At 50.5% G+C, this 26176-nt stretch carries 19 protein-coding genes; 15 read left to right on the top strand and 4 right to left on the bottom strand.

Going from position 1 to position 26176, the window contains the following annotated elements; translation table 11 throughout:
* The first annotated feature begins 1 nt into the window (after nucleotide 1).
* The 8 genes from ACYU8Y_RS02260 to ACYU8Y_RS02295 all read left to right on the top strand — a co-directional run bounded on the left by ACYU8Y_RS02260 (nucleotide 2) and on the right by ACYU8Y_RS02295 (nucleotide 8137).
* On the top strand, nucleotides 2-394 hold the full coding sequence (locus tag ACYU8Y_RS02260; RefSeq protein WP_460933765.1) for a hypothetical protein: 393 nt from the start codon (nucleotides 2-4) through the stop codon (nucleotides 392-394).
* 98 nt (nucleotides 395-492) lie between these two features.
* The gene (locus ACYU8Y_RS02265; protein ID WP_460933767.1) at nucleotides 493-1143 is read left to right on the top strand and encodes a transposase; all 651 of its coding nucleotides are present in this window, start codon (nucleotides 493-495) and stop codon (nucleotides 1141-1143) included.
* Nucleotides 1144-1153: 10 nt separating this feature from the next.
* Nucleotides 1154-2428 (top strand): metal-dependent hydrolase family protein, encoded by a 1275-nt coding sequence (locus ACYU8Y_RS02270; protein ID WP_460933769.1) that lies wholly within the window; start codon nucleotides 1154-1156, stop codon nucleotides 2426-2428.
* A 246-nt stretch (nucleotides 2429-2674) separates the two neighbouring features.
* A complete protein-coding gene (locus ACYU8Y_RS02275) occupies nucleotides 2675-3958 on the top strand; it encodes a citrate synthase (RefSeq protein WP_460933771.1) in 1284 nt (427 codons plus the stop codon).
* Nucleotides 3959-4200: 242 nt separating this feature from the next.
* Nucleotides 4201-5358 (top strand): zinc-dependent alcohol dehydrogenase, encoded by a 1158-nt coding sequence (locus tag ACYU8Y_RS02280; protein WP_460933773.1) that lies wholly within the window; start codon nucleotides 4201-4203, stop codon nucleotides 5356-5358.
* 33 nt (nucleotides 5359-5391) lie between these two features.
* Entirely contained in the window at nucleotides 5392-6438 is a 1047-nt protein-coding gene (locus ACYU8Y_RS02285; RefSeq protein ID WP_460933775.1) for an SDR family NAD(P)-dependent oxidoreductase, read from the top strand.
* 88 nt (nucleotides 6439-6526) lie between these two features.
* Nucleotides 6527-7615 (top strand): NAD(P)-dependent alcohol dehydrogenase, encoded by a 1089-nt coding sequence (locus ACYU8Y_RS02290; RefSeq protein WP_460933777.1) that lies wholly within the window; start codon nucleotides 6527-6529, stop codon nucleotides 7613-7615.
* Nucleotides 7616-7642: 27 nt separating this feature from the next.
* A complete protein-coding gene (locus tag ACYU8Y_RS02295) occupies nucleotides 7643-8137 on the top strand; it encodes a DUF4126 family protein (protein WP_460933779.1) in 495 nt (164 codons plus the stop codon).
* 198 nt (nucleotides 8138-8335) lie between these two features.
* On the opposite strand, the gene recA is transcribed toward ACYU8Y_RS02295, so the two are convergent.
* Entirely contained in the window at nucleotides 8336-9430 is a 1095-nt protein-coding gene (gene recA, locus ACYU8Y_RS02300) for a recombinase RecA (RefSeq protein WP_460933781.1), read from the bottom strand.
* Nucleotides 9431-9607: 177 nt separating this feature from the next.
* Nucleotides 9608-10114, bottom strand: coding sequence for a hypothetical protein (locus tag ACYU8Y_RS02305; protein WP_460933783.1), 507 nt, complete (start codon nucleotides 10112-10114; stop codon nucleotides 9608-9610).
* Nucleotides 10115-10373: 259 nt separating this feature from the next.
* On the opposite strand from ACYU8Y_RS02305, the gene eno reads away from it, so the two are divergent.
* The 4 genes from eno (at nucleotide 10374) to gpmI (ending at nucleotide 14297) form a co-directional block, all read left to right on the top strand.
* Nucleotides 10374-11654: a phosphopyruvate hydratase gene (gene eno / locus ACYU8Y_RS02310; protein WP_460933785.1), complete on the top strand. Its 1281-nt coding sequence runs from the start codon at nucleotides 10374-10376 to the stop codon at nucleotides 11652-11654.
* A gap of 84 nt (nucleotides 11655-11738) precedes the next feature.
* On the top strand, nucleotides 11739-12050 hold the full coding sequence (locus ACYU8Y_RS02315; protein ID WP_460933787.1) for an FtsB family cell division protein: 312 nt from the start codon (nucleotides 11739-11741) through the stop codon (nucleotides 12048-12050).
* A gap of 78 nt (nucleotides 12051-12128) precedes the next feature.
* Nucleotides 12129-12662, top strand: a complete 534-nt coding sequence (locus ACYU8Y_RS02320; RefSeq protein ID WP_460933789.1) for a low molecular weight protein-tyrosine-phosphatase — start codon at nucleotides 12129-12131, stop codon at nucleotides 12660-12662.
* 57 nt (nucleotides 12663-12719) lie between these two features.
* Nucleotides 12720-14297: a 2,3-bisphosphoglycerate-independent phosphoglycerate mutase gene (gene gpmI, locus ACYU8Y_RS02325; RefSeq protein ID WP_460933791.1), complete on the top strand. Its 1578-nt coding sequence runs from the start codon at nucleotides 12720-12722 to the stop codon at nucleotides 14295-14297.
* Nucleotides 14298-14452: 155 nt separating this feature from the next.
* Here the strand turns inward: gpmI and odhB are convergent, their stop codons facing one another.
* Both odhB and ACYU8Y_RS02335 read right to left on the bottom strand, forming a co-directional pair.
* On the bottom strand, nucleotides 14453-16081 hold the full coding sequence (gene odhB, locus ACYU8Y_RS02330) for a 2-oxoglutarate dehydrogenase complex dihydrolipoyllysine-residue succinyltransferase (protein ID WP_460933793.1): 1629 nt from the start codon (nucleotides 16079-16081) through the stop codon (nucleotides 14453-14455).
* Nucleotides 16082-16171: 90 nt separating this feature from the next.
* Nucleotides 16172-18967: a 2-oxoglutarate dehydrogenase E1 component gene (locus tag ACYU8Y_RS02335; RefSeq protein ID WP_460933795.1), complete on the bottom strand. Its 2796-nt coding sequence runs from the start codon at nucleotides 18965-18967 to the stop codon at nucleotides 16172-16174.
* Between the two features lie 336 nt (nucleotides 18968-19303).
* Between ACYU8Y_RS02335 and ACYU8Y_RS02340 the strand changes: the two genes are divergently transcribed.
* The 3 genes from ACYU8Y_RS02340 (at nucleotide 19304) to ACYU8Y_RS02350 (ending at nucleotide 26168) form a co-directional block, all read left to right on the top strand.
* On the top strand, nucleotides 19304-22474 hold the full coding sequence (locus ACYU8Y_RS02340) for a cyclic nucleotide-binding domain-containing protein (RefSeq protein WP_460933797.1): 3171 nt from the start codon (nucleotides 19304-19306) through the stop codon (nucleotides 22472-22474).
* Between the two features lie 117 nt (nucleotides 22475-22591).
* Nucleotides 22592-23965, top strand: a complete 1374-nt coding sequence (locus ACYU8Y_RS02345; RefSeq protein ID WP_460933799.1) for an ATP-binding protein — start codon at nucleotides 22592-22594, stop codon at nucleotides 23963-23965.
* Between the two features lie 49 nt (nucleotides 23966-24014).
* Nucleotides 24015-26168 (top strand): sensor histidine kinase, encoded by a 2154-nt coding sequence (locus tag ACYU8Y_RS02350; protein WP_460933801.1) that lies wholly within the window; start codon nucleotides 24015-24017, stop codon nucleotides 26166-26168.
* The last annotated feature ends 8 nt before the right edge of the window (nucleotides 26169-26176 follow it).

Consider the following 26176-nt stretch of genomic DNA (forward strand, 5'->3'; position numbering starts at 1 on the left):
TATGCGTAATTCCTCTTTCTACATTTTATTACTGGTACTGGTCGTTCTGGACGCCTGGCTGCTGGCACACCCCAACCTGATTGGTCAGGCTGGGGTGTTCTTTTTTGAGTATACGTATCTCGAAACCTTTCCCAAAGCATTGGGTACCGTGGCAGTTGTTGTGGGACTGTCGCTGCTGATTTCCTGGGCCATCGGGCAACTGAGCAAACCTGTATCCATTGGGGTCACCGTTGCTTTACTGGCCGCATCGGCCTATTATTTGTTTCAAAGCTTCACTCAGTATAATACAGGTATCTACAAACTCACGGGCGCTGGTTTCCGGGCGGGGGCCATCCTGCTCCCTGGGCTGATTGTCCTCGTATTTGGCGAAAGCCTGCTTCGGCGATTGCGGTAATTAATTGTACCCGACAGCCTCTTGCTGTCGGTGTGTAGTGTGTTTTCTGTAGTTTACACGCCGACAGCAAGAGGCTGTCGGGTACAAAAAGGGCATATATGAATGAGCCTTACCGTGACTTTTACCGGACTAAACTACCGCACATTCAGCCGTTAGGTGGAACGTTCTTTGTGACGTTTCGGCTCGCCGATTCGCTGCCGCAATCAATCAAAAAGGCATTACAGGAAGAGTTTGATTGGCAGTATAAACAGCTTTTGACGCAGCCTGATTCTAACCCAGATCAACTGGATAAGTTGCATCGCCAGTTCTTTGGTCGCTATGATAGGGTGCTCGATAAAATCGACAACGGCCCGCATTACTTAAGGCTCGATGCAATTGCTCATATCGTGGCTAACGCACTTCATTATTTTGACGAAAAAAAGTGCGATTTGATTGCTTTTACCATCATGTCAAATCATGTACATGCGGTCTTTACGCTTCACTCAGCTTCTGAAGCAAAACCAAGTATCACGCTTGATAAGGTGATGCATAGCCTAAAAAGCTTCACTGCTAATAAGTGCAATGAGCTACTTGACAGAACGGGTGCTTTCTGGGAGCACGAAAGCTACGACCGGCTCGTGCGCGACCGCAATGAACTCTGCCGAATTGTACAATATATCTTACAAAATCCTGTAAAAGCGGGCCTCTGCCAACGGTGGCAAGATTGGGAATACTCTTACATAAAACCTGACTATAATGACTTTGAGTAAGTGGCTACTAATGTTCTTGCTTGTACCCGACAGCATCTTGCTGTCGGCATATACAACAAAACCCTTTATTACACACCGACAGCAAGATGCTGTCGGGTACCTGCTCCGCCCCGACCGGGTTTTCGACGGCGAAACCGTTCACGAAGGATGGGTGGTCCGTGTGAAAGGGGATAAAATCGAAGCGGTAGGTCCAACAGCCTCCGTATCTGCCGATGGAGTCGAACCGGTCGATTTGAAAGGAATGACGTTGATGCCGGGCTTGATCGAAGGGCATTCGCATTTGTTGCTGCACCCCTACAACGAAACGCCCTGGGATGATCAGGTACTGAAAGAAGCCCGTTCGTTGCGGGTAGCCCGCGCAACGGTTCATGCCCAGAAAACACTACAGGCGGGCTTCACAACTGTACGGGATTTAGGGACCGAAGGTGCCGAATATGATGATGTTGGTCTGAAGCAAGCTATCCATCAGGGAATCATCGCCGGTCCCCGCATGATTGTGGTGACAAAAGCGCTCATTGCCACGGGGAGCTATGGTCCGAAAGGGTTTGGCCCCGACATTGCCGTGCCGCAGGGGGCCGAAGAAGCCGACGGACACGATGCGCTGATCCAGGCAGTTCGGCGGCAGATTGGCAAAGGAGCCGATGCCATAAAAATCTATGCCGATTACCGCTGGGGATTGATGGCCGAAGCACGCCCAACTTTCACACTCGATGAGCTAAAGCTGATTGTGGAGGTGGCCCGGAGCAGCGGCCGGGGTGTAGTGGCCCATGCGGGTACGGCCGAGGGTATGCGTCGGGCCATTCTGGCTGGTTGCGAAACCGTTGAGCATGGTGACGCCGGAACGCCCGAAATTTTTGCGTTAATGAAACAACATGGTACCGCACTTTGTCCTACACTAGCCGCGGGCGACGCCATCAGCCAATATCGCGGCTGGAAGAAAGGGCAGGATGCGGAGCCTGAGCGTATGAAACAAAAGCGGGCTACGTTCAAACAGGCTCTGGATGCGGGCGTAACTATTTGCGCGGGGGGCGATGTTGGCGTATTCAGCCACGGCGATAATGCCCGTGAGCTCGTATTGATGGTCGATTACGGCATGAAGCCTCTCGCTGTCATGCGCTCCGTTACCTCGACCAATGCCGATGTATTTCACCTGGCTGACCGGGGGCGCGTACGGGCTGGTTTACTGGCCGACCTGGTGGCCGTGGAGGGCGACCCAACCAAAACAATTACCGACGTACAGCGGGTGCGAATGGTGATGAAAGGGGGTAATTTCTTTAAGCGGTGACGAGAAAACTTATTGTAAAATCTTTAGGTTACACTTTAATGCAAACGTAATACGGCTTTTTTTGTACGATTTCATCTGTCGTTTATGTTTTTGGACTAATTTCGCCCGACCAGTTCGCTGGCTATATGGCTGTGTTCTGAAGGGCATAAATAGGCGATCGGCATGAGGCTCTCTTGTGAATTTATGTCCTGATACTCAATCAATACCTAATTTAATGTTTCTGATTACTCTACCCTGATTTTTTATATGGCAAACTCCGCTGAATTAACCGTCGATGGTAAAACGTATTCATTTCCAACACTAGAGGGAACCGAACACGAGAAAGCCTTCGACATCTCGAACCTTCGTGATCAGACTGGCTATGTTACGTTAGACCGCGGCTATAAAAACACCGGTGCCACCAAAAGCGCCATCACATTTCTGGATGGTGAGCTGGGCATTCTGCAGTATCGGGGGTATTCTATTGAAGATCTGGCCGCCAAGGCGTCGTTTCTGGAAGTTGCCTATCTATTGATTTACGGTGAACTGCCGACACAGGAAGAATTTACTAGCTTCGAAACGGCCATTCGTCGGCATACGCTGGTGAATGAAGACATGCGGAAAATCTTTGACGGTTTTCCGGTTAAGGCTCACCCAATGGGTGTGCTGGCCTCGCTCGTGAGCGCCATGAGCGCCTTTTACCCTGATCTGGAAAGCGGAAAAGACGATGATGTTGATCGGCATATTATCCGCTTGCTGGCCAAACTGCCAACGATTGCAACCTGGTCGTATAAGCGGGCATTGGGGCATCCGGCTAACTACCCGAAAAACACGCTCGATTATATCCCGAACTTTCTGAACATGATGTTCTCGCTGCCCGTTGAGGACTATAAGGTTGATCCGGTAGTGGCCGAAGCGTTGAATGTATTGCTTATTCTGCACGCCGACCATGAACAGAACTGCTCGACTTCAACAGTGCGGCTTGTGGGATCGTCGCAGGCTAATCTATATTCGTCTATTTCGGCGGGTATCAGTGCGTTGTGGGGGCCACTACATGGCGGTGCCAATCAGGAAGTCATTGAAATGCTTGAAGATATCAAAGCCGATGGTGGCGATGTTTCCAAATACGTAGAGATGGCTAAAAACGCAAAAACAACGGGTTTCCGGCTGTTTGGTTTTGGTCACCGGGTATACAAGAACTTTGACCCACGGGCCAAGATCATTAAGAAAGCTGCGGATGATGTATTAGCCAAGCTTGGCGTGAACGACCCGATTTTAGAAATTGCGAAAGGACTGGAAGAGGCTGCTCTTAACGACGAGTATTTCGTATCCCGCAAGCTGTACCCCAATGTCGATTTCTATTCGGGTATCATTTATCGCGCCCTGGGTATACCGACAAACATGTTCACGGTGATGTTCGCTATTGGTCGTTTACCGGGCTGGATTGCCCAGTGGAAAGAGATGCGCGAAACAAAAGAGCCAATCGGTCGGCCACGTCAGATTTACACGGGTTCGACATTACGCGAGTTTGTGCCGCTTGACAAACGGTAATTGTGTTAGGCAACTAACTTCCATAGCAAAAAGCGCCGACCTTATGGTCGGCGCTTTTTGCTTTTTAGCTCGTCTCGGAGAAACTATAGTCCATCGAGAGTCCCATTTCCTTTCCACAAGTGGTCTGTTAGGTGATTACTCTACTAATTTGGTCCGTCTACTTGGTTTATCTAAACCAACACCTTTTTATCGCGTTACAGTCCTTAATAGACTTATTCGTTCAAGCGTTTTATACCTCAACTATGAAAGCTGCAGTATTTCACAAACCCGGCGATATCCGGTACGAACAATTCGATGATCCTACCATTGAAGACTCCCGCGATGCCATTATTCGTGTTACGTCTACCGCCATCTGCGGATCGGATCTTCATATCTACGATGGCTTTCTGCCCCAGCTTCGACCGGAAGTACTTGGGCACGAGTTCATGGGTATCGTTGAAGAAGTCGGCTCGGGCGTAACCAATCTTAAAAAGGGCGATCGTGTTGTGGTACCCTTTACGATTGCCTGCGGAAAATGCTTTTTCTGCCAGCACCACCAGGAGATGCATTGCGAAAACTCCAACAAAGAAGATTACGGTCCGGATGGCGGTCTGCTAACCGAAAAAGGCGGTGGTCTTTTCGGCTATTCTGACCTGTACGGCGGCTACAACGGCGGCCAGGCCGAAGCGGTACGCGTTCCTTACGCCGACTATAGCCTGCGCCATGTGCCGGAAGGACTCAAAGACGAACAGGTGTTATTTCTGACCGATATTTTTCCCACGGGCTGGAGTTCTATCGAGTGGGGTGAACTCAAAGGTGGCGAAACGGTAGCCATATTTGGTTCTGGACCAGTTGGACTAATGGCGCAGAAATCGGCCTGGTTGCAGGGGGCGGGACGCGTAATTGCTATCGATCCGGTCAATTACCGGCTGGAACGCGCCAAACGGGTCAATAACGTCGAGACGCTTAATCCAAATGACGTCGATATCGTAGAGGCCCTACGCAGCATGACGGAAGGACGAGGTCCCGATTTATGCGTGGATGCGGTTGGTATGGAAGCTAGCCGGTCGGTACTGGATAAAGCTAAAGCCGTTTTCAATCTGGAAAAAGGCACCGATAGTGTACTCGAAACCTGTTTCCGGGCTGTGCGCCGGGGTGGTATCGTGACGATTGTTGGCGTTTACGGCACTCCTTTCGACAATTTCCCTTTGGGCCGAATGTTCGATAAAGGCGTAACCATCAAGCAGGGACAATCGCAGGTTCATAAAAACATCGACCATCTGCTGGACCTTGTCGTGCAGGGTAAGGTTGTACTGGATGACATCGTTTCGCATGTGTTGCCCCTGACGGAGATATCACGGGGCTACGACATTTTTAAAAAGAAAGAAGATGATTGCACCAAAGTTATTTTAAAACCTTAATTCAACGGGAGCATTTGCCCCTTCTACTCAACGATGGAAACACAAAACAATGGTAAAACCGCTCTGATCACAGGAGCCGCCAGCGGTATTGGCCGCGAATTAACCCGACTGTTCGCAAAAGATGGCTATAGCCTGGTTCTGGTTGATATTAATCAGGAAGGCATGGAGCAATTAGCCAGCAGCTTTTATAATCAGTATGGAACGCAAACGACCCTGATCAATAAAGATCTGGCAAGTCCTACGGCTCCTGATGAAATTTATGCCGAGACAACGGGCAAAGGCATGGTAATCGATGTGCTGGTAAACGATGCCGGTTTTGGCGAGTATGGTTTGTTTGCCACAGAGACCGATCTGCAGAAGGAGTTATCCATCGTGCAGGTTAATGCCGTAGCGTTGATGCATTTGACCAAGTTATACGTAAAGGACATGGTTAGTCGCAACGAAGGTAAGATTCTGATGCTAGGGTCAGAAGTGTCTGTGGCCCCTAATCCGCTGATGGCCGTTTACGGAGCGACTAAGGCGTTTATCAAATCGTTTTCGGAAGCCATTCGCGATGAGCTGAAAGATACCAATATTACGGTAACGGTGTTGATGCCGGGTGCGACGAACACCAATTTCTTCAAAACGGCTGGAGCCACCGAAGCTAAAGGAGCTGATCCCAACAAAACGGCCGATCCGGCTACGGTGGCCAAGGAAGGATACGAAGCCCTTATGAATGGAAAAGACCATGTTGTGGCCGGCTGGATGAATAAAGCTCGGGTAGCGATGTCTCATATTTTGCCTGATCCACTGGTCGCAGCCAGCGTGCGTAGCGATATGACACCCAAAGAGCAGGCTGAACAGGAACAGAAGAAAACGGCACTCGCGCTGACGATAGGGGCGGTTGTGGTCGGCGCTATCTGGTTTATGGCCCGTAACCGCTCATCGGTGATACCAATCAGTTCGTACGATAAACTCAAATACCGTTATAAGGCGGGTAAGGCAGAACACAAAGCCAAGCATGCGTTGGCTTCCGTTGGCGATAGCGTCAAAGGAGCCTATCATAACGCTAAAGCCGCTGTAGAAGAAGTAGTAGCCTAATTAATTTGTGGTTTGTTGTTCGTACTCACTCAAGTGATTATGAACAACAAACCACGACCGTTAAACCCGGATACACGAACTCAATTTTATGGAATCCATTAAAACAAAAGCTTACGGAGCCAAAGCATCACTTATCGATAGTTTGAGCACCCTGTCCCGCATGGATATCGAGCGAAAGGCACCCGAATCGGATCAAGTGCTGATCGATGTGCTCTATTGTGGGGTTTGCCACTCCGATTTGCATCAGGTTAAAAACGATTGGGCCAATACTGTTTATCCCTGTATCCCTGGCCATGAGGTGGTCGGGCGTATCGTTCAAATGGGCACAGACGTGACCCGGTTCAGCGTAGGTGATGTGGTGGGGGTTGGTTGTATGATCGACTCCTGTGGTCAGTGTCATTCCTGTACCGGGGGCGATGAGCAATACTGCGAAGGGCCCGTTAGCTGGACCGCCACTTACAACGGCTACATGAAGCCCGATGGAAGTGGATTTAATACGTTCGGTGGGTATTCGACCTCCCTGGTAGTAAAAGAATCATTTGTGCTGAAGATTCCCGATGCACTCGACGTTAAGGCAGCCGCTCCAATTCTTTGCGCCGGTGTAACAACGTATTCTCCGCTTCGGCATTGGAACGTTCAGGCGGGCAGCAAAGTAGGGGTGGTTGGGCTGGGTGGCCTAGGCCATATGGCCGTTCAGTTGGCCAAAGCAATGGGGGCGGAGGTAGCCGTAATCACGCATACGGAGGATAAACGGGCTGCCGCTGAAGCACTCGGTGCGCATGAGGTTATTATCTCGACGGATAAGAAGGCCATGAAAGCCCATGAATTATCGTTTGATCTGATCCTGATTACCATTCCTGATCCGTTCGATGTCAATGCTTATGTCACTGTCGTCAAACGCGATGGTGCCCTTGTAACGGTAGGTCTGTTAGGCCCTTACAAAAGTCCGCTCAACAACATGGAAGTCGCCATGCATCGGCGTACCGTATCGGGTTCGTTGATTGGTAGTATCAAAGAGACGCAGGATGTCCTGGACTTTTGTGCGGAACACTCGATTCTTCCTGAAATAGAAATGATCGAGATGCAAGATATTAACAAAGCATTTGACCGGATGCAGAATGAAGACGTTCGCTTCCGCTTTGTGATCGATATGCAGTCCTTGAAAAACGAAAACTAAGCAACCCACTTATTACTCAACGAACTGATGATTCAATCGTATTTACGCGCCTTTCAAATTGGCGTTATTGCCGGAATGCGCGCTGCCGTAGCACCGGCTTTACTCAGCCATAAGCTGGTTCGGACAATTCCGACCAAACAACCCCAGAAACCGGTTCATTACCTGGCCCAGCCACCCGTATCGATCGGCTTAAACGTGGTAGCCGGTGCTGAATTAATCGGCGATAAGTTTCCCGCTGCACCAGATCGTACTGTTCCCGCCCAATTTATTACGCGCATCGCATCGGGTGCAACCTGTGGCGCGTTTCTAAGCGAAGTAGAAGGGAACGAAGTGCCCTATGGGGCTATAGCGGGTGGTTTGGGTGCCGTTGCTGGAACATTACTTTTCTTCAACTTGCGCCGTTGGCTGAGCCATGAAGAAGGATTGCCTGATGCCGCTGTTGGGCTTGCTGAAGATGCGTTGGCCATTGGCTTGGGCTGGCAGGTCGTTAACCGCATTGAACCCGCTGCGAAGCCTGTTTAGAAAAAGGAAAAATCAGTTTGTACTTGTAGACCTGCTGATGTGGTGTTGGGTTACACAGTAGGTTTCTCAAAACCTGCCGTGTAAGTTTCTTAAAACTGACATCACTCTGGACTATTATAAACAGGTCACGAAAAAATGTCCCGGTCAATAGTGAAACAAATTCACGTTGGCCGGGACATTTAGTAATAAGCGAATCAATTAATCGTCAATTTCGCCTTCATCGTCTTCTGCTGTAGCAGCCAGAACAGGATCAAGAAGAGCGTCATCATCAGCTGCGATTTTCGCCCGGATTTTGCCCTCAATCTCACCCATTAGTTCAGGATTATCCAGAAGTAGCTCTTTGACGGCATCACGACCCTGAGCCAGACGACTAGTGCCATAGGAGAACCATGAGCCCGATTTCTTCACAATCTCCATTTCAACCGCTAGGTCCAGAATTTCACCAACTTTGGATATGCCCTGACCGTACATGATGTCGAACTCAACGACTTTGAACGGAGCGGCCAGTTTGTTCTTGACAACTTTAACTTTGGTGCGGTTACCCACTACGTTATCAGCGCCTTCTTTGATCTGGCCAATACGCCGGATATCCAGACGGACCGAAGCGTAGAATTTCAGCGCGTTACCACCGGTGGTTGTTTCGGGGTTACCGAACATAACGCCGATTTTTTCCCGAAGCTGGTTAATGAAAATACAGCAGCAACCCGTTTTATTGATCGTACCCGTTAGTTTACGCAACGCCTGCGACATCAAACGAGCCTGCAGACCCATTTTGCTTTCGCCCATTTCGCCTTCAATCTCGGCCTTAGGTACGAGGGCAGCCACGGAGTCAATAACAATAATGTCAATCGCGCCTGAACTAATCAGATGTTCGGCGATTTCCAGTGCCTGTTCACCATTGTCAGGCTGTGAGATGAGCAAATTTTTTGTATCGATACCCAGCTTTTCCGCATACACCCGGTCAAACGCGTGTTCAGCGTCGATGAAGGCGGCAAGACCGCCTGCTTTTTGAGCTTCGGCGATGCAGTGCATGGTTAAGGTGGTTTTACCCGATGATTCAGGGCCGTAGATTTCAACCACACGACCACGCGGCATACCGCCGATGCCGAGGGCTAGATCTAGTCCCAGCGAACCAGTTGAAATAACCGGAATGTCTACGACTTTGCTTTCGCTCAGGCGCATCACTGTGCCTTTACCAAAGGCTTTATCCAACTTTTCAATGGTTGTTTGAAGGGCTTTTAATTTACTGTCATTAGCAGATGCTGTGGCTTGCGCCGTATCTGATTTTGCCATGTTAGGATGGTTGTTTAAACAGATAAAATTACCCAAAAATGGGCAGATTACCAAATGGATTTAGGAAATAGTTGGGGCCTTTTACCCCTTGTTCGACGAATGTGTCGAGTATGAGAAAATAGCCCAACAACTATCTGATTTTCAGTAGGTTTGTTGGACTAGTGTGTCTCGTTTTGGTTACAGCGTAGAATCGGCGGTAGCGGGTTGCTGAGCCGGTGCCGGTTGCTGATTCTGTGGTTGCACCTGCTGGGGCTGAACCGGTTGAGACTGCCTCTGCTGATAACCCGGATAGGCCGAGGTGTCCCCATACGGCTGAGCCGGTGGACCAACTATTTCTACCGATGTGATGTAATACTTGGTTTCGCCATTCCAGGGGAATTTTAGAATTTTTTCTTCGTAATGAAGCGTCACACGCTGGCCCGTCTTTACGGCCTGGGTGACCTGAGCGGCTATGACGTCATCTTTGACGGAGAAGTCAAAATACTGAGGGGTTAACGAACCCGTCTCACCCGAAAAGCCGCCTACATTCAGCACACCTTCGTAGGTTTTGAAGAGAAATCCGCGCCGACTGAATTTGGAAACGGTTCCGGCACGCTCGCCATCGCTATAGCTCCAGCCCGTAAGTGCGTAGAGTACACCAAAAACAACTAACAGGAATAGTAGAAAATACAAAAGTCCTCGCATAGATACACATGGTTTAGTGGCTGTTCTTAAGCGCACAAATAGACAACATTTTCTGGTAAATTCTGTTTCGAGACCCTTTGACCATGAATTATTCGTGAAGTCACGAAGCAATCCGGTTCCTTTTCTAAAGTTTTGCCCCGTATTTCGTTACTTTGCGGCTGGTTAGCTAACGAGCCTAATGGCTTGGTAGTCAAACCCCATAAACCGGTACGCCGGAACGATAGATTTTTTCGTTGTTAACCCTTCTTATTTTTTTGCAATGAGTACCATCCAAAGCATTCATGCCCGGCAGATTCTGGATTCACGCGGTAACCCAACGGTTGAAGTAGATGTCCGCACCGAAAATGGCTATCTGGGTCGGGCCGCGGTGCCGTCTGGCGCATCGACCGGCACCCACGAAGCGGTCGAACTTCGGGACAATGATCCGAAGGTATATGTTGGTAAAGGCGTTCTGAAAGCCGTTTCGAATGTAAACGAGCTGATCTTTCCAGAACTGGTTGGCATTTCGGTCTTTGAGCAAAGCATGATCGATAAAATTATGCTTGAACTGGACGGTACGCCAAATAAGGGCCGTTTGGGAGCTAACGCCATTCTTGGCGTGTCGCTGGCAGCCGCTAAAGCAGCCGCGCAGGAAGCCGGTTTGCCGCTCTACCGGTATATTGGTGGTGTTAATGCCAACACGTTGCCTGTTCCGATGATGAACATTCTGAACGGTGGCTCACATGCCGACAACTCCATTGATTTCCAGGAGTTCATGGTTATGCCCGCCAATGCAGCGAGTTTCTCGGAAGCACTGCGCATGGGTACCGAAATTTTCCACACGCTTAAGGGCGTATTGAAGAAAATGGGTCTGGCCACTAACGTAGGCGATGAAGGTGGTTTTGCTCCCAACATCAAGTCGAACGAAGAAGCTATACAAACGATCATTCAGGCGATCGAAAAAGCGGGTTACCGCCCTGGCGAAGATGTCTGGATTGCAATGGATGCCGCTTCATCGGAGTTCTACGAGTCTGAAGCCGGTGTTTATCATTTCAAAAAATCGACGGGCGATAAGCTGACATCGTCGGAAATGGCTGGCTTCTGGAAAGACTGGGCTACTAAATACCCAATCCTGTCGATCGAAGATGGCATGGCCGAAGACGACTGGGCTGGCTGGAAAACCCACACCGACGAACTGAAAGGAACGAAGGTGCAATTGGTTGGCGATGACCTGTTCGTAACGAACGTGACGCGCCTTCAGGAAGGTATCGATCAGGATATCGCTAACGCAATTCTGGTTAAAGTGAACCAGATCGGTTCCTTAACCGAAACAATTGATACCGTTAACCTGGCCAAGCGGAATTCGTACAAGAACATCATGTCGCACCGGTCGGGCGAAACCGAAGATGCTACCATTGCTGATCTTGCCGTAGCGCTCAACACGGGTCAGATCAAAACGGGTTCGGCTTCGCGCTCCGACCGGATGGCGAAATACAACCAACTGCTTCGCATCGAAGAGGAATTAGGCGAAACCGCGTATTTCCCAGGCTTGAAGTTTTAATAAAGACTGTAAAGTGAAGAATGAAAACTAGTTCTTCAGGGCTATTACCCTTCATTCGTCACTTTACAGACTACACTACGTAGTATGCTGAATCGTCTTCTCCGCTATGGCCGCAACTTCTACGTCGCTACCGGCTTAGTGCTGGTAGGGTGGATGACGTTTTTCGATGCCAACGATCTGCCAACCCAGATTCGAAACTGGTGGGAACTGCGTAGGCTCGATGGAGAGGCCAAATTTTACCAGGCTAAAATTAAAGCTGTACAAACTGAACGTCAGGAAGTACTCGGTAATGATCGCCTGCGGGAGAAGTTTGCCCGTGAAAAATATTTAATGAAAAAGCCCGGCGAAGATGTGTTTGTTATTGTCGATGAGCACAATGAACCGTTGGAAAAATAGTGAAACGTAAAGAATGAAGCGTGAAGAATAAGATAAACCTATTCTTCACGCTTCATTCTTTACGTTTCATTCTTCATTATGATAAACGTTCTCTTCGTTTGTTACGGCAACATTTGTCGGTCACCCGTTGCCGAAGGGGTGTTTCGGGCGCTGATTAACGAAGCCGGACTTGAAAAGCAAATTCAGGCTGATTCGGCCGGAACCGCATCTTTTCACATCGGTCAGTTACCCGATCAGCGAACGCGCGAAAACGCACTCGAACACGGCTTGACGCTATCGCACCGGGCGCGTCGCCTGATTGGCGAGGATCTAGCTGAGTTCGATTATTTCGTGGCTATGGATGAAACCAATCTGGAGGCCATTGAAAAGCTGAATTACCGTAGTACGGGACTTTACACAAACGACACCATCTTTTTGCTTCGGGAATTCGATCCGGATGTGAGCGACCAGCCCAACGTACCGGACCCCTATTACGAAGGACCGGAAGTGTTTGAAGAAGTTTACCAGATTTGCTTACGCTGCTGTCGGCAACTACTTACGTATTTAGTTCAACAACATAACTTTAATGAGCGAAAGAGCGAACCGGAACGCCGGAGCGGAGTGAAAGAGTGAATTGGCCGGATGGTTTTCACGTTTTCACTCTTTCATTCTTTCGCTCTTTTGCTTCTTATGGACAAAAAAGTCATTCTTATCATTCTCGATGGCTGGGGCATTCCGCTCAAGCCAGAAGTTTCGGCAATCGAAGCGGCTCATACGCCATTCATGAACTCGCTGTATTCTCAATACCCAAACAGTAAGCTGGAAGCATCAGGATTGGCCGTCGGTCTGCCTGCGGGGCAGATGGGCAATTCTGAAGTAGGCCACATGAACCTGGGTGCCGGGCGGGTGGTGTATCAGGATCTGGTAAAAGTAAATAAAGCCGTTGAAGAGCACACCCTTGACAATGAGCCGGTTCTGGTAGATGCCCTTACCTATGCTAAAACAAACGGCAAGAAGGTTCATTTTATCGGGCTAGTGTCGGATGGTGGCGTTCATGCGCACATCGATCATATCAAGGGCTTGTTGTCCATTGCGCATGCTCGCGAACTGACCGATGTGTTCGTTCACGCGTTTACAGATGGCCGGGACACTGACCCCAAAGGCGGTGTTGTTTATTTGACTGATCTGCAGGCGCATATGGCCGCGACAACGGGCCAGATTGCCAGCGTCATCGGGCGTTATTATGCCATGGATCGCGACAACCGATGGGAACGTGTTAAGGTGGCCTACGACGCGATGGTGAAAGGAGAAGGTGAAAAAATCACCGCTGCCGATGTGACAAATGCCCTGCAGGCCTCTTATGAGGCTGGTGTCACGGATGAGTTCATCAAGCCCCTGATTGTGACGGATAATAGCGGATCGCCTGTAGCGGTTATTGAAGAAGGTGACGTTGTTCTGTGTTTTAATTTCCGTACCGACCGGGGCCGTGAAATAACACAGGCATTAACGCAGAAGGATTTTCCGGAGCAGGGAATGAAGAAGCTGTCATTGAATTACATCACAATGACCAATTACGACAGTGAGTTTGCTGACGTGAAAGTCATTTTCGATAAAGATAACCTGCAAAATACACTGGGCGAGGTTATTGCCGGCGCAGATCGTAAGCAAATCCGCATTGCCGAAACAGAAAAATATCCGCACGTTACCTTCTTCTTCTCCGGCGGTCGCGAAGAACCATTCGTGGGCGAAAAACGTCTGTTGTGTCCGTCACCGAAGGAAATGGTTGTTCTCGATGAGCAAGGCATTGAGGTAACCGTACCCGTGAAGACGTACGATCAAATTCCTGAAATGGCCGCCTACGCTATTCGAGACGCTATTATTCCTGAATTGGAGAAAGAAGAAGTCGATTTCGTTTGCCTGAATTTTGCCAATACGGACATGGTGGGGCACACGGGCGTTTTCGAAGCAGTTGTTAAAGCGGCCGAAACCGCCGATGCCTGTGCCAAAGCGGTTACGGAAACCGCCCTGGCGCACGGATACACAACGATCATCATTGCTGACCATGGCAACGCTGAGTTTATGGAGAATGAGGATGGCTCACCCAATACGGCGCACACAACCAATTTAGTGCCCTGTATTCTGATTGACAAAGAGTATCATCCAGCCATGAAAGATGGTAAACTTGCCGATATTGCGCCAACTATTCTGCAGCTAATGGGTATTCCACAGCCTGCTGAAATGGGTGGTGTAAGTCTGATCGTGGAGTAGTGCCGACCAGTGTGGTGTCGGGTCTGAGGACCCGACATAAGTTGCTGGCGCGAGCATGTTAGGTCTGAGGACCCGACACCACCGACACTACCCTGCGCAAAATAAAGGCCGCCCCGAATATCGGGGCGGCCTTTATTTTGTTGAAACGTTATGAATTACATATCGAATAAAATCCGGGTAGGATCTTCCAGAATCTGTTTGACTCGAACCAGGAAGCTAACCGATTCTTTACCGTCAATAATCCGGTGATCGTAAGACAGAGCTACGTACATGATTGGCCGGATAACGATCTCGCCATTGACCACTACGGCACGCTCAACAATGTTGTGCATGCCCAGAATAGCAGATTGTGGTGCATTGATAATCGGTGTCGATAACATAGAGCCAAACGTACCACCATTGGTGATGGTGAATGTACCGCCGGTCATTTGCTCGATCGTCAGCTTGTTTTCACGAGCAAGGCCCGCTAGCCGAACGACTTCTTTTTCAATCTGAGCAAAGCTTAATTGCTCGGCGTTCCGAATGACAGGCACCACCAGGCCACGATCTGAGGAAACGGCAATAGAAATATCACAGAAATCGTTGAACACCATTTGATCGCCATCGATCTGAGCATTCACCGCCGGGAAGTCTTTCAGGGCAATACAAACCGCCTTCGTGAAGAAAGACATAAAGCCAAGCCCTACACCGTTCTTCTCCTTAAACTTGTCTTTAAACTTGTTCCGCAGGTCCATGATTGGCTTCATGTCTACCTCGTTGAAGGTAGTCAGCATGGCCGTTTCATTCTTAACCGCTACCAGTCGACGAGCAATTGTCCGACGGAGAGACGTCATTTTTTCCCGACGCTGGTTCCGGCTACCCGGTACAGCAGGAGCCGCTGGGGCGGGAGCTAGTGCCGCTGGTTTAGCAGCAGTTGGCTGAGCTGCAGGCGTTGGAGCCGGTGCTGGTGTCGGAGCCGGAGTTGCTTTCATTGCATCTTCCTTTGTCAGACGTCCGCCAACGCCACTGCCCTGAACCTGTTGCGCATTAATGCCTTTTTCGTCAAGAATTTTAGCGGCTGCCGGTGATGGATAATGCGCGGCATATCCGTTGCCGTTCTGTCCATTTGCCGAAACGTCGGGTGCTGGCGCACTCGTCGCTGGCTGAGGAGTCGGGGCTGGCGTGCTAACTGGCGCAGCTGCCCCAACTTCGATTTTTGCAATCAGGGCACCGATCGGGAGCGTTTCGCCTTCCTGAGCTACGATGCGGAGTGTTCCAGCCGCTTCAGCCGGAAGTTCGAACGTTGCTTTGTCGGATTCAAGCTCACACAACACTTCGTCGAGGGCAACCTGATCGCCGTCTTTCTTGCTCCACGAAGCAATAGTTACCTCCGTCACCGACTCGCCAACGGCGGGCACTTTCATTTCGATAACACTCGATGCGGCCTGTGCAGCGGGAGCCGGGGCGGGTTCTGCTACTGCCTGGGAAGTGGGCTCTGGTTGTGGAGCCGGGGCAGCAGGCGCTTCTGCTTTAGCGGGCTCGGCAACGGGAGCAGGGCTTGGTGCGCTGCCACCATCATCAATTTTGCAAATACTGGCTCCAATAGGAAGAACGTCGCCTTCCTGAGCCAGAATGTGCAGGATGCCATCGGCTTCGGCCGTTAATTCGAACGTCGCTTTGTCGGAGTCGAGTCCGCAAAGTACATCGTCCATCTTTACGTGATCACCTTCTTTTTTATACCAGGTGCCAACGGTTACTTCGGTAATGGATTCCCCCACAGGAGGGATTTTCATGTCAACGGCCATTTTTTTGTAGTTTGTAGTCTGTGGTTCGTCGTTCGGTGGTACGCAGTTTGCTTTCGGCAGAACTACAAACGACCAACCACAGACTGCTTTTTATTCAAATGCTCTCCGAACGATATCGGCTTGTTCCTGAGTATGTATTTTTGGATAGCCCGTAGCTGGCGAAGCCGCAGCCTTCCGCGAAATAATGGGCAGATTCAAACCAAGACGTAACAGGTAAGTCCAGTAACCCATATTTTCGGGTTCTTCCTGTACCCAGATCAGTTCGGCTTTTTTGTACTGGGCTAGTACCGCGTCCAACTGCGTCTTAGGCAGCGGAGCCAATTGTTCCAGCCGTACGATAGCTACATCATCGCGCTGATCAGCCTGTTGTTTTTCGAGCAGATCATAATAGATTTTACCCGTACAGAGCAACACCCGTTTTACTTTTTTCGCCTGTGCATAGCTGTCGTCGATGATTTCCTGGAAGGAACCTTTCGTAAGGTCCTCCAGTGGCGAAATACACTTCGGATGACGTAGCAGCGACTTTGGCGACATGATGACCAGCGGCTTGCGGAAATTCCAGGCCAACTGCCGGCGCATAATGTGGAACAGGTTGGCTGGCGTAGTCACGTTAGCCACGATCATGTTATAATCTGCGTACAACTGCAGATACCGTTCAGGCCGGGCGTTGGAGTGCTCAGGCCCCTGGCCTTCGTAGCCGTGGGGAAGCAACATGGTTACGCCGTTCTGGATACCCCATTTCGACTCGCCAGCGGCAATAAACTGGTCAATAATCAATTGAGCTCCGTTAGAAAAGTCGCCGAATTGGGCTTCCCAGATAACCAGCGCGTGCGGATTGGCCATGGCATAGCCATATTCAAAACCCAGGACGCCGTATTCCGACAACAACGAGTTGTAGATCTGGAACTTCTGTTGATCATCCTGAATAAAATCGAGCGACGAATACGATAGATTCGTTTCGGCATCGTGCAGAACGGCGTGGCGGTGCGAGAACGTACCCCGCTGAACATCCTGACCACTCAGCCGAACGGGCTTGCCTTCGAGTAGCAACGACCCATAAGCCAGTAGTTCTGCTGTGCCCCAGTTCACCAGTTTGGTGTCGTTGAGCATCGTTTGCCGGTCTTTCAGCAGTTTGTCGATCTGCTTCAATGGCTTAAAGCCTTCGGGCGTTTTTACCAATGCTTTGCCAATAGTTTGCAAAACTTCGGCAGGCACACCGGTTTCGGGCGATTTCTCAAAATCCTTGGGTTCACTAAACCGAAGCTCGGCCCAGTCGAGGTCCAGCCGAAGCGGTTTGTACGGAATTTCTGCCTTTTGCTTAACGCGGTCGAGCCGGTCCTGCAATTGCTTCTTGAATTCCGTATCCATACGCGTTGCCAGCTCGGCATCTACGTCGCCCCGCTTAATGAGCAGTTCTTTGTATATCTCGCGTGGGTTCTGGTGTTTATCGATGATGTTGTACATCGTTGGCTGCGTAAACTTAGGCTCATCGGCCTCGTTGTGGCCGTAGCGACGGTAGCAAACCATGTCGATAAACACATCCCGGTTGAATTTCTCGCGGAATTCAACGGCCAGTTTCGCGCAGAAAATAACGGCTTCCGGATCGTCGCCGTTTACGTGAAAAATAGGCGCATCGATGATTTTCGCTACGTCTGAGCAATAGATCGACGAGCGGGCATCTTCAAAATCGGTCGTGAAACCAATCTGGTTATTAATCACAAAATGGACAGTACCGCCGGTTGTATAACCCGCCAGTTTAGCCATCTGCGTTACTTCGTACACAATACCCTGACCGGCCACAGCAGCATCGCCATGAATCAGGATAGGCATTATCTTCTTAAAATCACCATTGTACTCTTCATCAGCCTGCGCCCGAACGAAGCCTTCAACGACGGGATTGACTGCTTCCAGGTGCGATGGGTTCGGGGCCAGTTTTACGCTGATCTGTTTCCCCGACTTCGTTTCGGTTAGGCTGGAATACCCGAGATGGTATTTTACATCACCATCGCCATGTACCTGTTCGGGTACGTTTCCCTCAAAACCATCGAAGATTGATTCGTACGACTTGCCCAGAATATTGGCCAGTACGTTGAGTCGGCCACGGTGTGCCATCCCAATCATCACTTCTTCGACGCCCATATCGGCGGCCTGGCTGATAATCATATCCAGCGCCGGAATCGTTACTTCGCCACCCTCGAGCGAGAAACGTTTCTGTCCGAGGTATTTGGTTGCCAGGAAGTTTTCGAAAACAGTCGCTTCGTTCAACTTTTCGAGAATCCGCTTTTTCTCATCCGGTGTCGGCATGAAAACGAGTGCTTCCTTCTCGATTTTATTCCGGAGCCAGTTTTTTACGTCCAGCTCGCGGATGTACATATATTCGAACCCAATCTCGCCCGCGTAGATTTTACGAAGCGACTCCATGATAACACGGAGCGTTGCGGGTCCGATACCAAGCAATTTACCTGATTCGAAGACAGTGTCCAGATCTGCTTCTGACAGCGCGTAATCTGGCAGATCGACACGAGGCTGGCGATCTTTCCGTTCTTTGAGCGGATTTGTTTTGGCCAGTAAGTGGCCGCGTGACCGATATGCCTTGATTAAGCTGGCAACCGACACTTCTTTTTCAGCATGGCTGGCATCGACCGGTTTGGTCGATGTCTTTTGGCCATTAGCTGAACCATTTGATGAAACACCGTTCGACTTTGCTTCAGCCGATTCGCCGTTATGGGTTCCATTGGCTTTTTCGCCGTAGGTGAGTGAAAACTCAAACCCTTTAAAAAATTGTTGCCAGCTTTCGTCAACTGTCTGTGGGTCTTGTTTGTAAGACTGATAGAGTTGATCTACGTAAGCCGCGTCGGAATTAGCGATATATGAGTACTGGTCCATGACGGGGGCGCGTCGTTGTTATGAGCCGCAAAGGTAATGGTTCGGCCAAACACTTGATCGCAAAAATTTTGTTTTTATTCTCCTGATTGTTAGCAACAACACACTTTTACGTACAACAACTGAAAATCGAAATTTATTGCTAAAATAAATTTCGACGGGAATTTTATAGCCATACCCTGTAATGGATGCTCCTGCCAGAGTCCATTTTAACGTGGTAATAATCTACTGGTTTAAAAAGAGCTTAGCTGGTTGTATTACTTATTCACGAGGTGTCTATCCGCTTCTCAGGCGCTGTTGCTTATATTTGACCATAAAATCGTGTTGTAAATCCTGCTTATGCTTGTTGGTGTAGACGCTACTTCTCAACCTACTTCTTCTCAACGATGGCAGCGTATGCTGGGCATTCGGCCGGAAGAAAGCCGAACGGTAGGGTTATTTTTTATTCATAACTTTTTGCTTGGCATTGGCACTATCCTCATTTACGTAGCGGCCAATGCCATTTTATTGGAAAACAACCCCGAAACCAGCCTGCCTGTTGCCTATATCGCTTCGGCGGTGGCCATGATCGGCGTGGGAAGAGTCTATGCCTATTTCGAGCATCATCTGGCGCTACGTAGCCTGGCTGTTCGGGTGCTTCTGGCTGCTGTTGTGATGACCATAGTCGTGGGCGTTCTGGTTGTGGTAGGGCACTCGGTGGCGGCTGCGGTAGCCATCATGGCAGGCTACCGACTTATCTACCTGCTCACGAATCTTGAGTTTTGGGGCGTTTCGGCCGTGGTATTCGACACCCGGCAAAGCAAGCGGCTGTTTGGGGTTATCAGTTCGGGCGATATGCCTGCCAAAGCCATTGGGGCTATTCTGGCCGCCCTGGTTCATGCCCATGCCGACGTGCTACGTCTATTGCTGGTAGCATTCGGGGCATTTTTAGCGGCCTTATACGTACTTCAACTGACCATTCAGTCGCACGATGTACACGCGCCCGCCGGTGCCGACCGATCTGCCCGCCGGGAGCCGTCGAGGCTGATTGGAAAACGGTTTGGTGGTAGTGAACTGATCTTCTATATGTGTCTGAGCCTGGCTGTCCTGGCAGCCGTAGCTACTGAAATAGAGTACAATTTCTTCATTAATGTGAAGCACCGATTTCATGATCAGACCGATGTGATCCGGTACGTGAGTTATGTGCTGGCGCTAACGTATGGCGTGGCTATGCTGGTCAAACTGCTTTTGTCCCGGCAGGTGCTGGACCAGTTTGGGGTGCAACGTTCGTTACTGACGCTGCCCTGGGTTGCTTTAGCTGGTCTGGCTGGCCTGGTCGTGATGCGCTATTTTGTGGCCAGTGAAACCGTAATGCTTATTTATTTCTGTGGTATTTACCTGGTTTTTGAGGTAGTCCGGCGGGCCTTGTTCGATCCGGTTTTTCTGGTGTTGTTTCAACCGCTACTCCCTCCGCAACGGCTGAAAGGTCATACGCTGGCGAAAGGATTATATGAGCCGATTGGTTTGGGGTTGGCCGGATCGCTGATCTTTCTACTGCATACAAACCTGGAATCGGGGGGCGCACTCGTCTGGATTACCCTCCTGGGTGGGGCCGTATGGTTGCTGCGTCATACCTATAAACGGTATCTCCACGAACTTAACGATGCCATTGGCCGCCGGTTCTTGGAACGCGACCAGTTGGCCATGCCCACGGTAGCGAAAACAAGTCTGGTGAGCCAGTTACAGAGTAATCGTCCCGACGATGTCTTAACGGCTATCAGTTGGCTCGATGCGCACAACCCGGCCGAATTGGCTCAGCAAGTGCCAACCCTGCTCGAACACGCCAATGCCAGCGTTCGCCGGCGAACGCTGAACGCTGTTGGGCATATGAATCAGAAAGTGCCGGTCCGTCAGTTGATGCATATTGCCTTAACGGACGACGAACCATCGCTACGTCAGGAAGCGGCTTATTTGCTGGGTAGGCGCATCAACGCTGATGCGGCTGAACTCGCTCCGCTTATTCATCACACAGATCTTTCCATTCGTCAGGGAGCCATAAAGGGCGTGCTGGAACTGAATTCGCACGATGCTGCCGCGCAGGCTGCGCTGATTCAGTTGGCAAAGGATGAAAACCCCTCATATCAGCAGATCGCCCTGAATCTGATTGCTACGCTGCATCTGAACGACCTTGCGCCCCTGGTTAGTGAACGGCTAACGAGTTCGAATACCGATATCAGGAAGGCCGCAATTGCCGCGGCTGGCCAGTTGGCTAATGCCAGACTAACTATGTATTTGCTTCAACACCTAACGGATAGAGCCATTGGCCGGTCGGTTACACAGGCGCTCAAAGGGCGGGGGAGTGAAACGATTCCTGCTTTGCGGGCTCTTCAAAGCGGCACTACGGACCGGTTGACACTGGAACGAATAGCCACCGTTTGTGGCGCTATTAACACGCCGGAGAGCCGACAGCTATTGAATGGACTGGCTCAGCAACCTGACCTGGTCGTTAGGCAGGCAGCTCTACGGGCGCTACGTCGTTTCCCAAACGAACCCGCCGACGATGCGCTGTTCCATACGCTCATGCACGAGGAAATACAACTGGCTCAGCGGCTTCTGCATGGCAGTATGACCGATACTGACCTGACCGATACCCTTGATTACGAATTGTCGGTACTGGTGCAGCGGCTGTTCGATATTCTGGCTCAACTATACGATACCGAAACCATTACCGGAGCGCGTCTGGGCGTTGGGCACCCCGCCCGCGAGCGCCGGGCAAACGCCCTGGAGATGCTCGACAACCTGATTCCGAGGGCTACCTACCAAACGCTACAGGTATTGATGGACGATTTGCCCCGGCTAGAAAAAAATCGTATTCTCGACGTTGAACTTGGGCCATTTGATGACACCGAATCCATTCGGGCGTTTATTTTGCGCAAAGGCGAACAGGTTTTTTCCGCGTGGACGGTTAACGTTGTCTTGCGGAGCCTGCCACCAGCGGATGCATTGCTGGCCCAGCAGGCTTTGGCTATCCGATTTGCTTCCCTATCTCCCTTACTTATGGCTCACGCTGCCCATTCGACCGACCAGATTTCGGCCTATGACCGGGTCTTATTGCTGGCGCAAACCAGCCTGTTTTCTCAAACGCCCGAAAACGTGCTGGCTAGCATTACGCCCATCATGAAAGAGGAAGAACACCCGGCGGGCGGGTCGATCTTTCACAAAGGAGATTTGGGCACGGGTATGTATGTGATCTATACGGGCGAAGTGGCTATTCTGGACGGAGATACGGAACTGGCCCGCTTTGGGCGGGGTGACTTTTTCGGTGAATTGGCGCTGCTGGATACCGAAGCCCGTTCAGCTACGGCTGAGGCCATCACCGATGTGCGTTTGTTACGCATCGATCAGGATGATTTCTACGATTTGATGGAAGAACGGAGCGAGGTTCTTCGTAGTATTGTCAGAAGCCTGTCGGGACGCATTCGTCGGCAAAACGAATTGCTGGCTAACCGGCCTGTTTCACCGCAGGCGTAGTGTTGGTCCGTTGATGATGTCGATACGATACATAGTGTCGTATCGACTAGTTGCTGTTTTTACGGCCAGTTTTGGTAAACTTGTTGTTTGCGCCATTCCCTTTCCTTAACGTCTACTATGAATGTCTCGTCACCCGAAGGTATTGGAACCGTTTTACTGGCTGTCGGTGCGTTTCAATTTACCCGCCGTTTTTTAGATATACCAACCCGCTTGCCTGCCTGGGAGCCTTATTTTAAAAAGATTTGGGTTGTCTTTGGGGTACTCATTTCCCTGTCTGCTCTCTTTTCCATTGACTTGTCGAGTGGCTGGGTTGCACTCGGAGTGAGCCTGATCTACGTGTACATGCTGATGCAGTTGTACTATTACCAACCTGCCCGCATGGTGCTTCTGGCGGTAGCTCCCTTTCTGCTTTTCTGGATTCTCGGTAGTTTTATTGAACATTACGCACCTTCTTATTATAAGCACAACGACGACTTCATCGATAATTCGATTGGCTTTTCGACGATCTGGCTGGGTACGTTTCTGGTGATCGCCAGTCGGCAGAAAAAAACCTTGCTCAAGGTAGAGCAGGAGCGGGCTCAGGAAGCGGAAGAACGGCGGATTATTGAAGCCAAAAAGCAGGAGCTGGAATACCTGGTGGCTGAACGAACGGCTGAAATCACCCAGCAGAAGGAAGAGCTTGAGCATGCTCTTGTTGAACTGAAATCAACCCAGAATCAATTAGTTCAGAGTGAGAAGATGGCCTCGCTGGGAGAACTGACGGCGGGGATTGCCCACGAGATACAGAACCCGCTCAATTTTGTCAACAACTTCTCCGAAGTGAGCATTGAACTGATTGACGAACTGGCCGAAGAGCAGGGCAAACCCGACCGTGATCTGGAGCTGGAAGCCGAACTGCTGACGGATTTAAAGCAGAACCTTCAGAAAATAAGCCATCATGGGGGGCGGGCATCTTCTATTGTAAAAGGCATGCTTCAACACTCCCGTGCCAATACGGGGCAGCGGGAAGCCGTCGATTTAAACGCCTTGTGTGATGAATACCTTCGTCTGGCGTATCACGGTTTGCGAGCCAAGGACAAGTCTTTCAATGCCTTGTTCAATACTGATCTCGACGCTTCCATGGGCGTCGTCAGTGTGATTCCTCAGGACGTAAGCCGGGTGTTGCTCAATCTGTTCACCAATGCGTTTTATGCGGTTCAGCAACGCCAGAAAAAAGGACTGACGCCGGGCTATCAACCAACCGTAACGGTCAGTACGCGTTGTGTCGGCAACGCGGCCGTTATCACGGTAAGCGATAATGGCACGGGCATACCCGAAGACCTTAAGCAGAAAATCTTCCAGCCCTTTTTTACGACCAAGCCTACCGGAGAAGGTACTGGGCTAGGTCTTTCGCTAGCCTATGACATTGTCACGAAAGGGCACAATGGCACACTGGAAGTAGAAAGTAAGGAAGGCGAAGGCACAACGTTTATTATAAAGCTGCCCGCCTAAAAGCTGTCTGGCGTTATCCGTTCTCAAAGACCACCGCTATCCTGTTACTATGCTCGTTCGTTCCGTAATTACTCTGCTGATGCTTCTGAGCGTGTCGGGCCTTCGGGCGCAGGATTCGCTGCGGACTTTCCTGCAAGCTCAGTTGGCCAGCCACCCACAGCCCGACACGTTACGGGTGAACCGGCTGAATGAACTGGCTTCTGTGTGGCGAAGTGAACAGCCCGAGCGCACAAGACAACTTGCGCAGGAAGCCCTGGCGTTAGCAAGGAAATTACATTACGTGCGGGGCGAAGCCATGGCTCTGTATGGCATGGCAGTTGGCAATGATACGTACGCGTCGCATTCACAAGCCCTTCCTTATCTGGAACAAGCCCGGAAGCTATTTATGCAGTTGAATGACCGCGCTGGCTTAGCGAGGGTTATTAGCCAGATGGGCTGGTACTATACACAACGCGGTGATTACGTTCCGGCCCTCACCTATAGCCTGCAGGCCCAGCAACTGGCCGACAAGACGGGTGATCTGGAATTAATGGCCCGCACGAAAGCACGTTTGGGCGGGCTGTATACGATGCTGGGCGATTATCAGCAGGGGCTGGCTGCTCAATCGGCCACGATCCAACTGTACGAGCGCATCAACAACCAGGAGGGGATTTGTCGGGTACTGAACGGACTTGGTGAACTTCATCGCCTGGAAGGAAATTATAAGCGGGCCAGCCGGTATTATGCCAAGTCGATTCGGCTCGCTGAAGCGTTGCATAACCCCCGGCTGGCTGCCCAGGCAGAAAGTAATCAGGCGGCCGTATTCGTCGCCGAAGGAAACTACGATGAGGCTCTCACTATGGCCTATAAGGCTCTGACGGTGTTGGTCAACGGTCACGATACCGAAGTTGTGGCCTGGACGCAGACTGTACTTGCCCGCGCTTATTTAAAGCAAAATCGAATTGACGATGCGCTGACGTATGCCGTGCGTGCCCGAATGCTAAGTCGCAAAATCGGTTACCGGGAGGTGGCCCGAGACGCAAATGCTATTTTGGCAGAGGCCTACGTTGCCCAGCGTAAGTTTGCCGATGCGTACGCCTATCAGCAGCAGTACCTGGCCTATGTGGACACCCTGACGGGGCGAAATACGCAACGGCAACTGGCGGTTCTTCAATACAACTATGGCCTTGCCGAAAAGCAAACACAAATCGCCTTGCTGAAAAAAGATAAAGCCCTTCAAACAGAAGCCACCCAGCGACAACAGCAACTGTTAGTGGGAACGCTGGTTGTGATGGCCCTGATTCTAGGATTGCTATTTCTGCTTTATCGAAACAACCGCCAAAAGCAGAAGGCCAACTTAATTCTGCAGGAACAAAAAGCAGAGCTACAGGCCCAGCGCGACCAGACCAATCAGGCGTTATCGGAGTTGAAGCTGACCCAGAATCAACTCATTCAGAGTGAGAAGATGGCCTCCCTGGGGGAACTGACGGCGGGGATTGCCCACGAGATACAGAACCCGCTCAACTTTGTCAATAACTTCTCCGAAGTCTCGGTCGAACTGGTACAGGAACTAAACGAAGAACGAAAAAAAGGCCCTGACCGGGATGATGCACTGGAAGCAGAGCTAATGGACGATCTGTCGCAGAATCTGCATAAAATTATTCACCATGGTAACCGGGCATCGAGCATTGTTCGGGGTATGCTGGAACATTCCCGCACGAGCAACGGACAGAAAGAACCGACTAACCTAAATGCACTGAGCAGCGAATACCTGGGTTTGGCCTACCATGGCTTACGGGCTAAGGACAAATCATTCAATGCCGAACTGGAGAAAGAGTTAAATCCGGACGTAGGGCTGGTTAGCCTCAATCCGCAGGATATAGGCCGGGTGTTGCTGAACCTGTTTACGAATGCCTTTCACGCCGTTCAGCAGCGCCAGAAACAGGGCGAAGCGGGTTACCAGCCCCGTGTAACGTTACGTACAGAGCGAAACAGTAGGGAAGTCGTTATCAAGGTCACTGACAATGGACAGGGCATTCCGGAGGATATTCAACAGAAGATTTTTCAGCCCTTTTTTACCACAAAACCGTCGGGTCAGGGCACGGGTCTGGGTTTATCTCTGGCTTACGATATTGTTACTAAGGGCCACGGTGGTATCTTAAGCGTTGAAAGCAGGCAGGGCGAGGGCACCACCTTTGTCATTCGCCTTCCTCACTCGCCTTAATCAATACA

Source organism: Spirosoma humi, assembly GCF_054776575.1.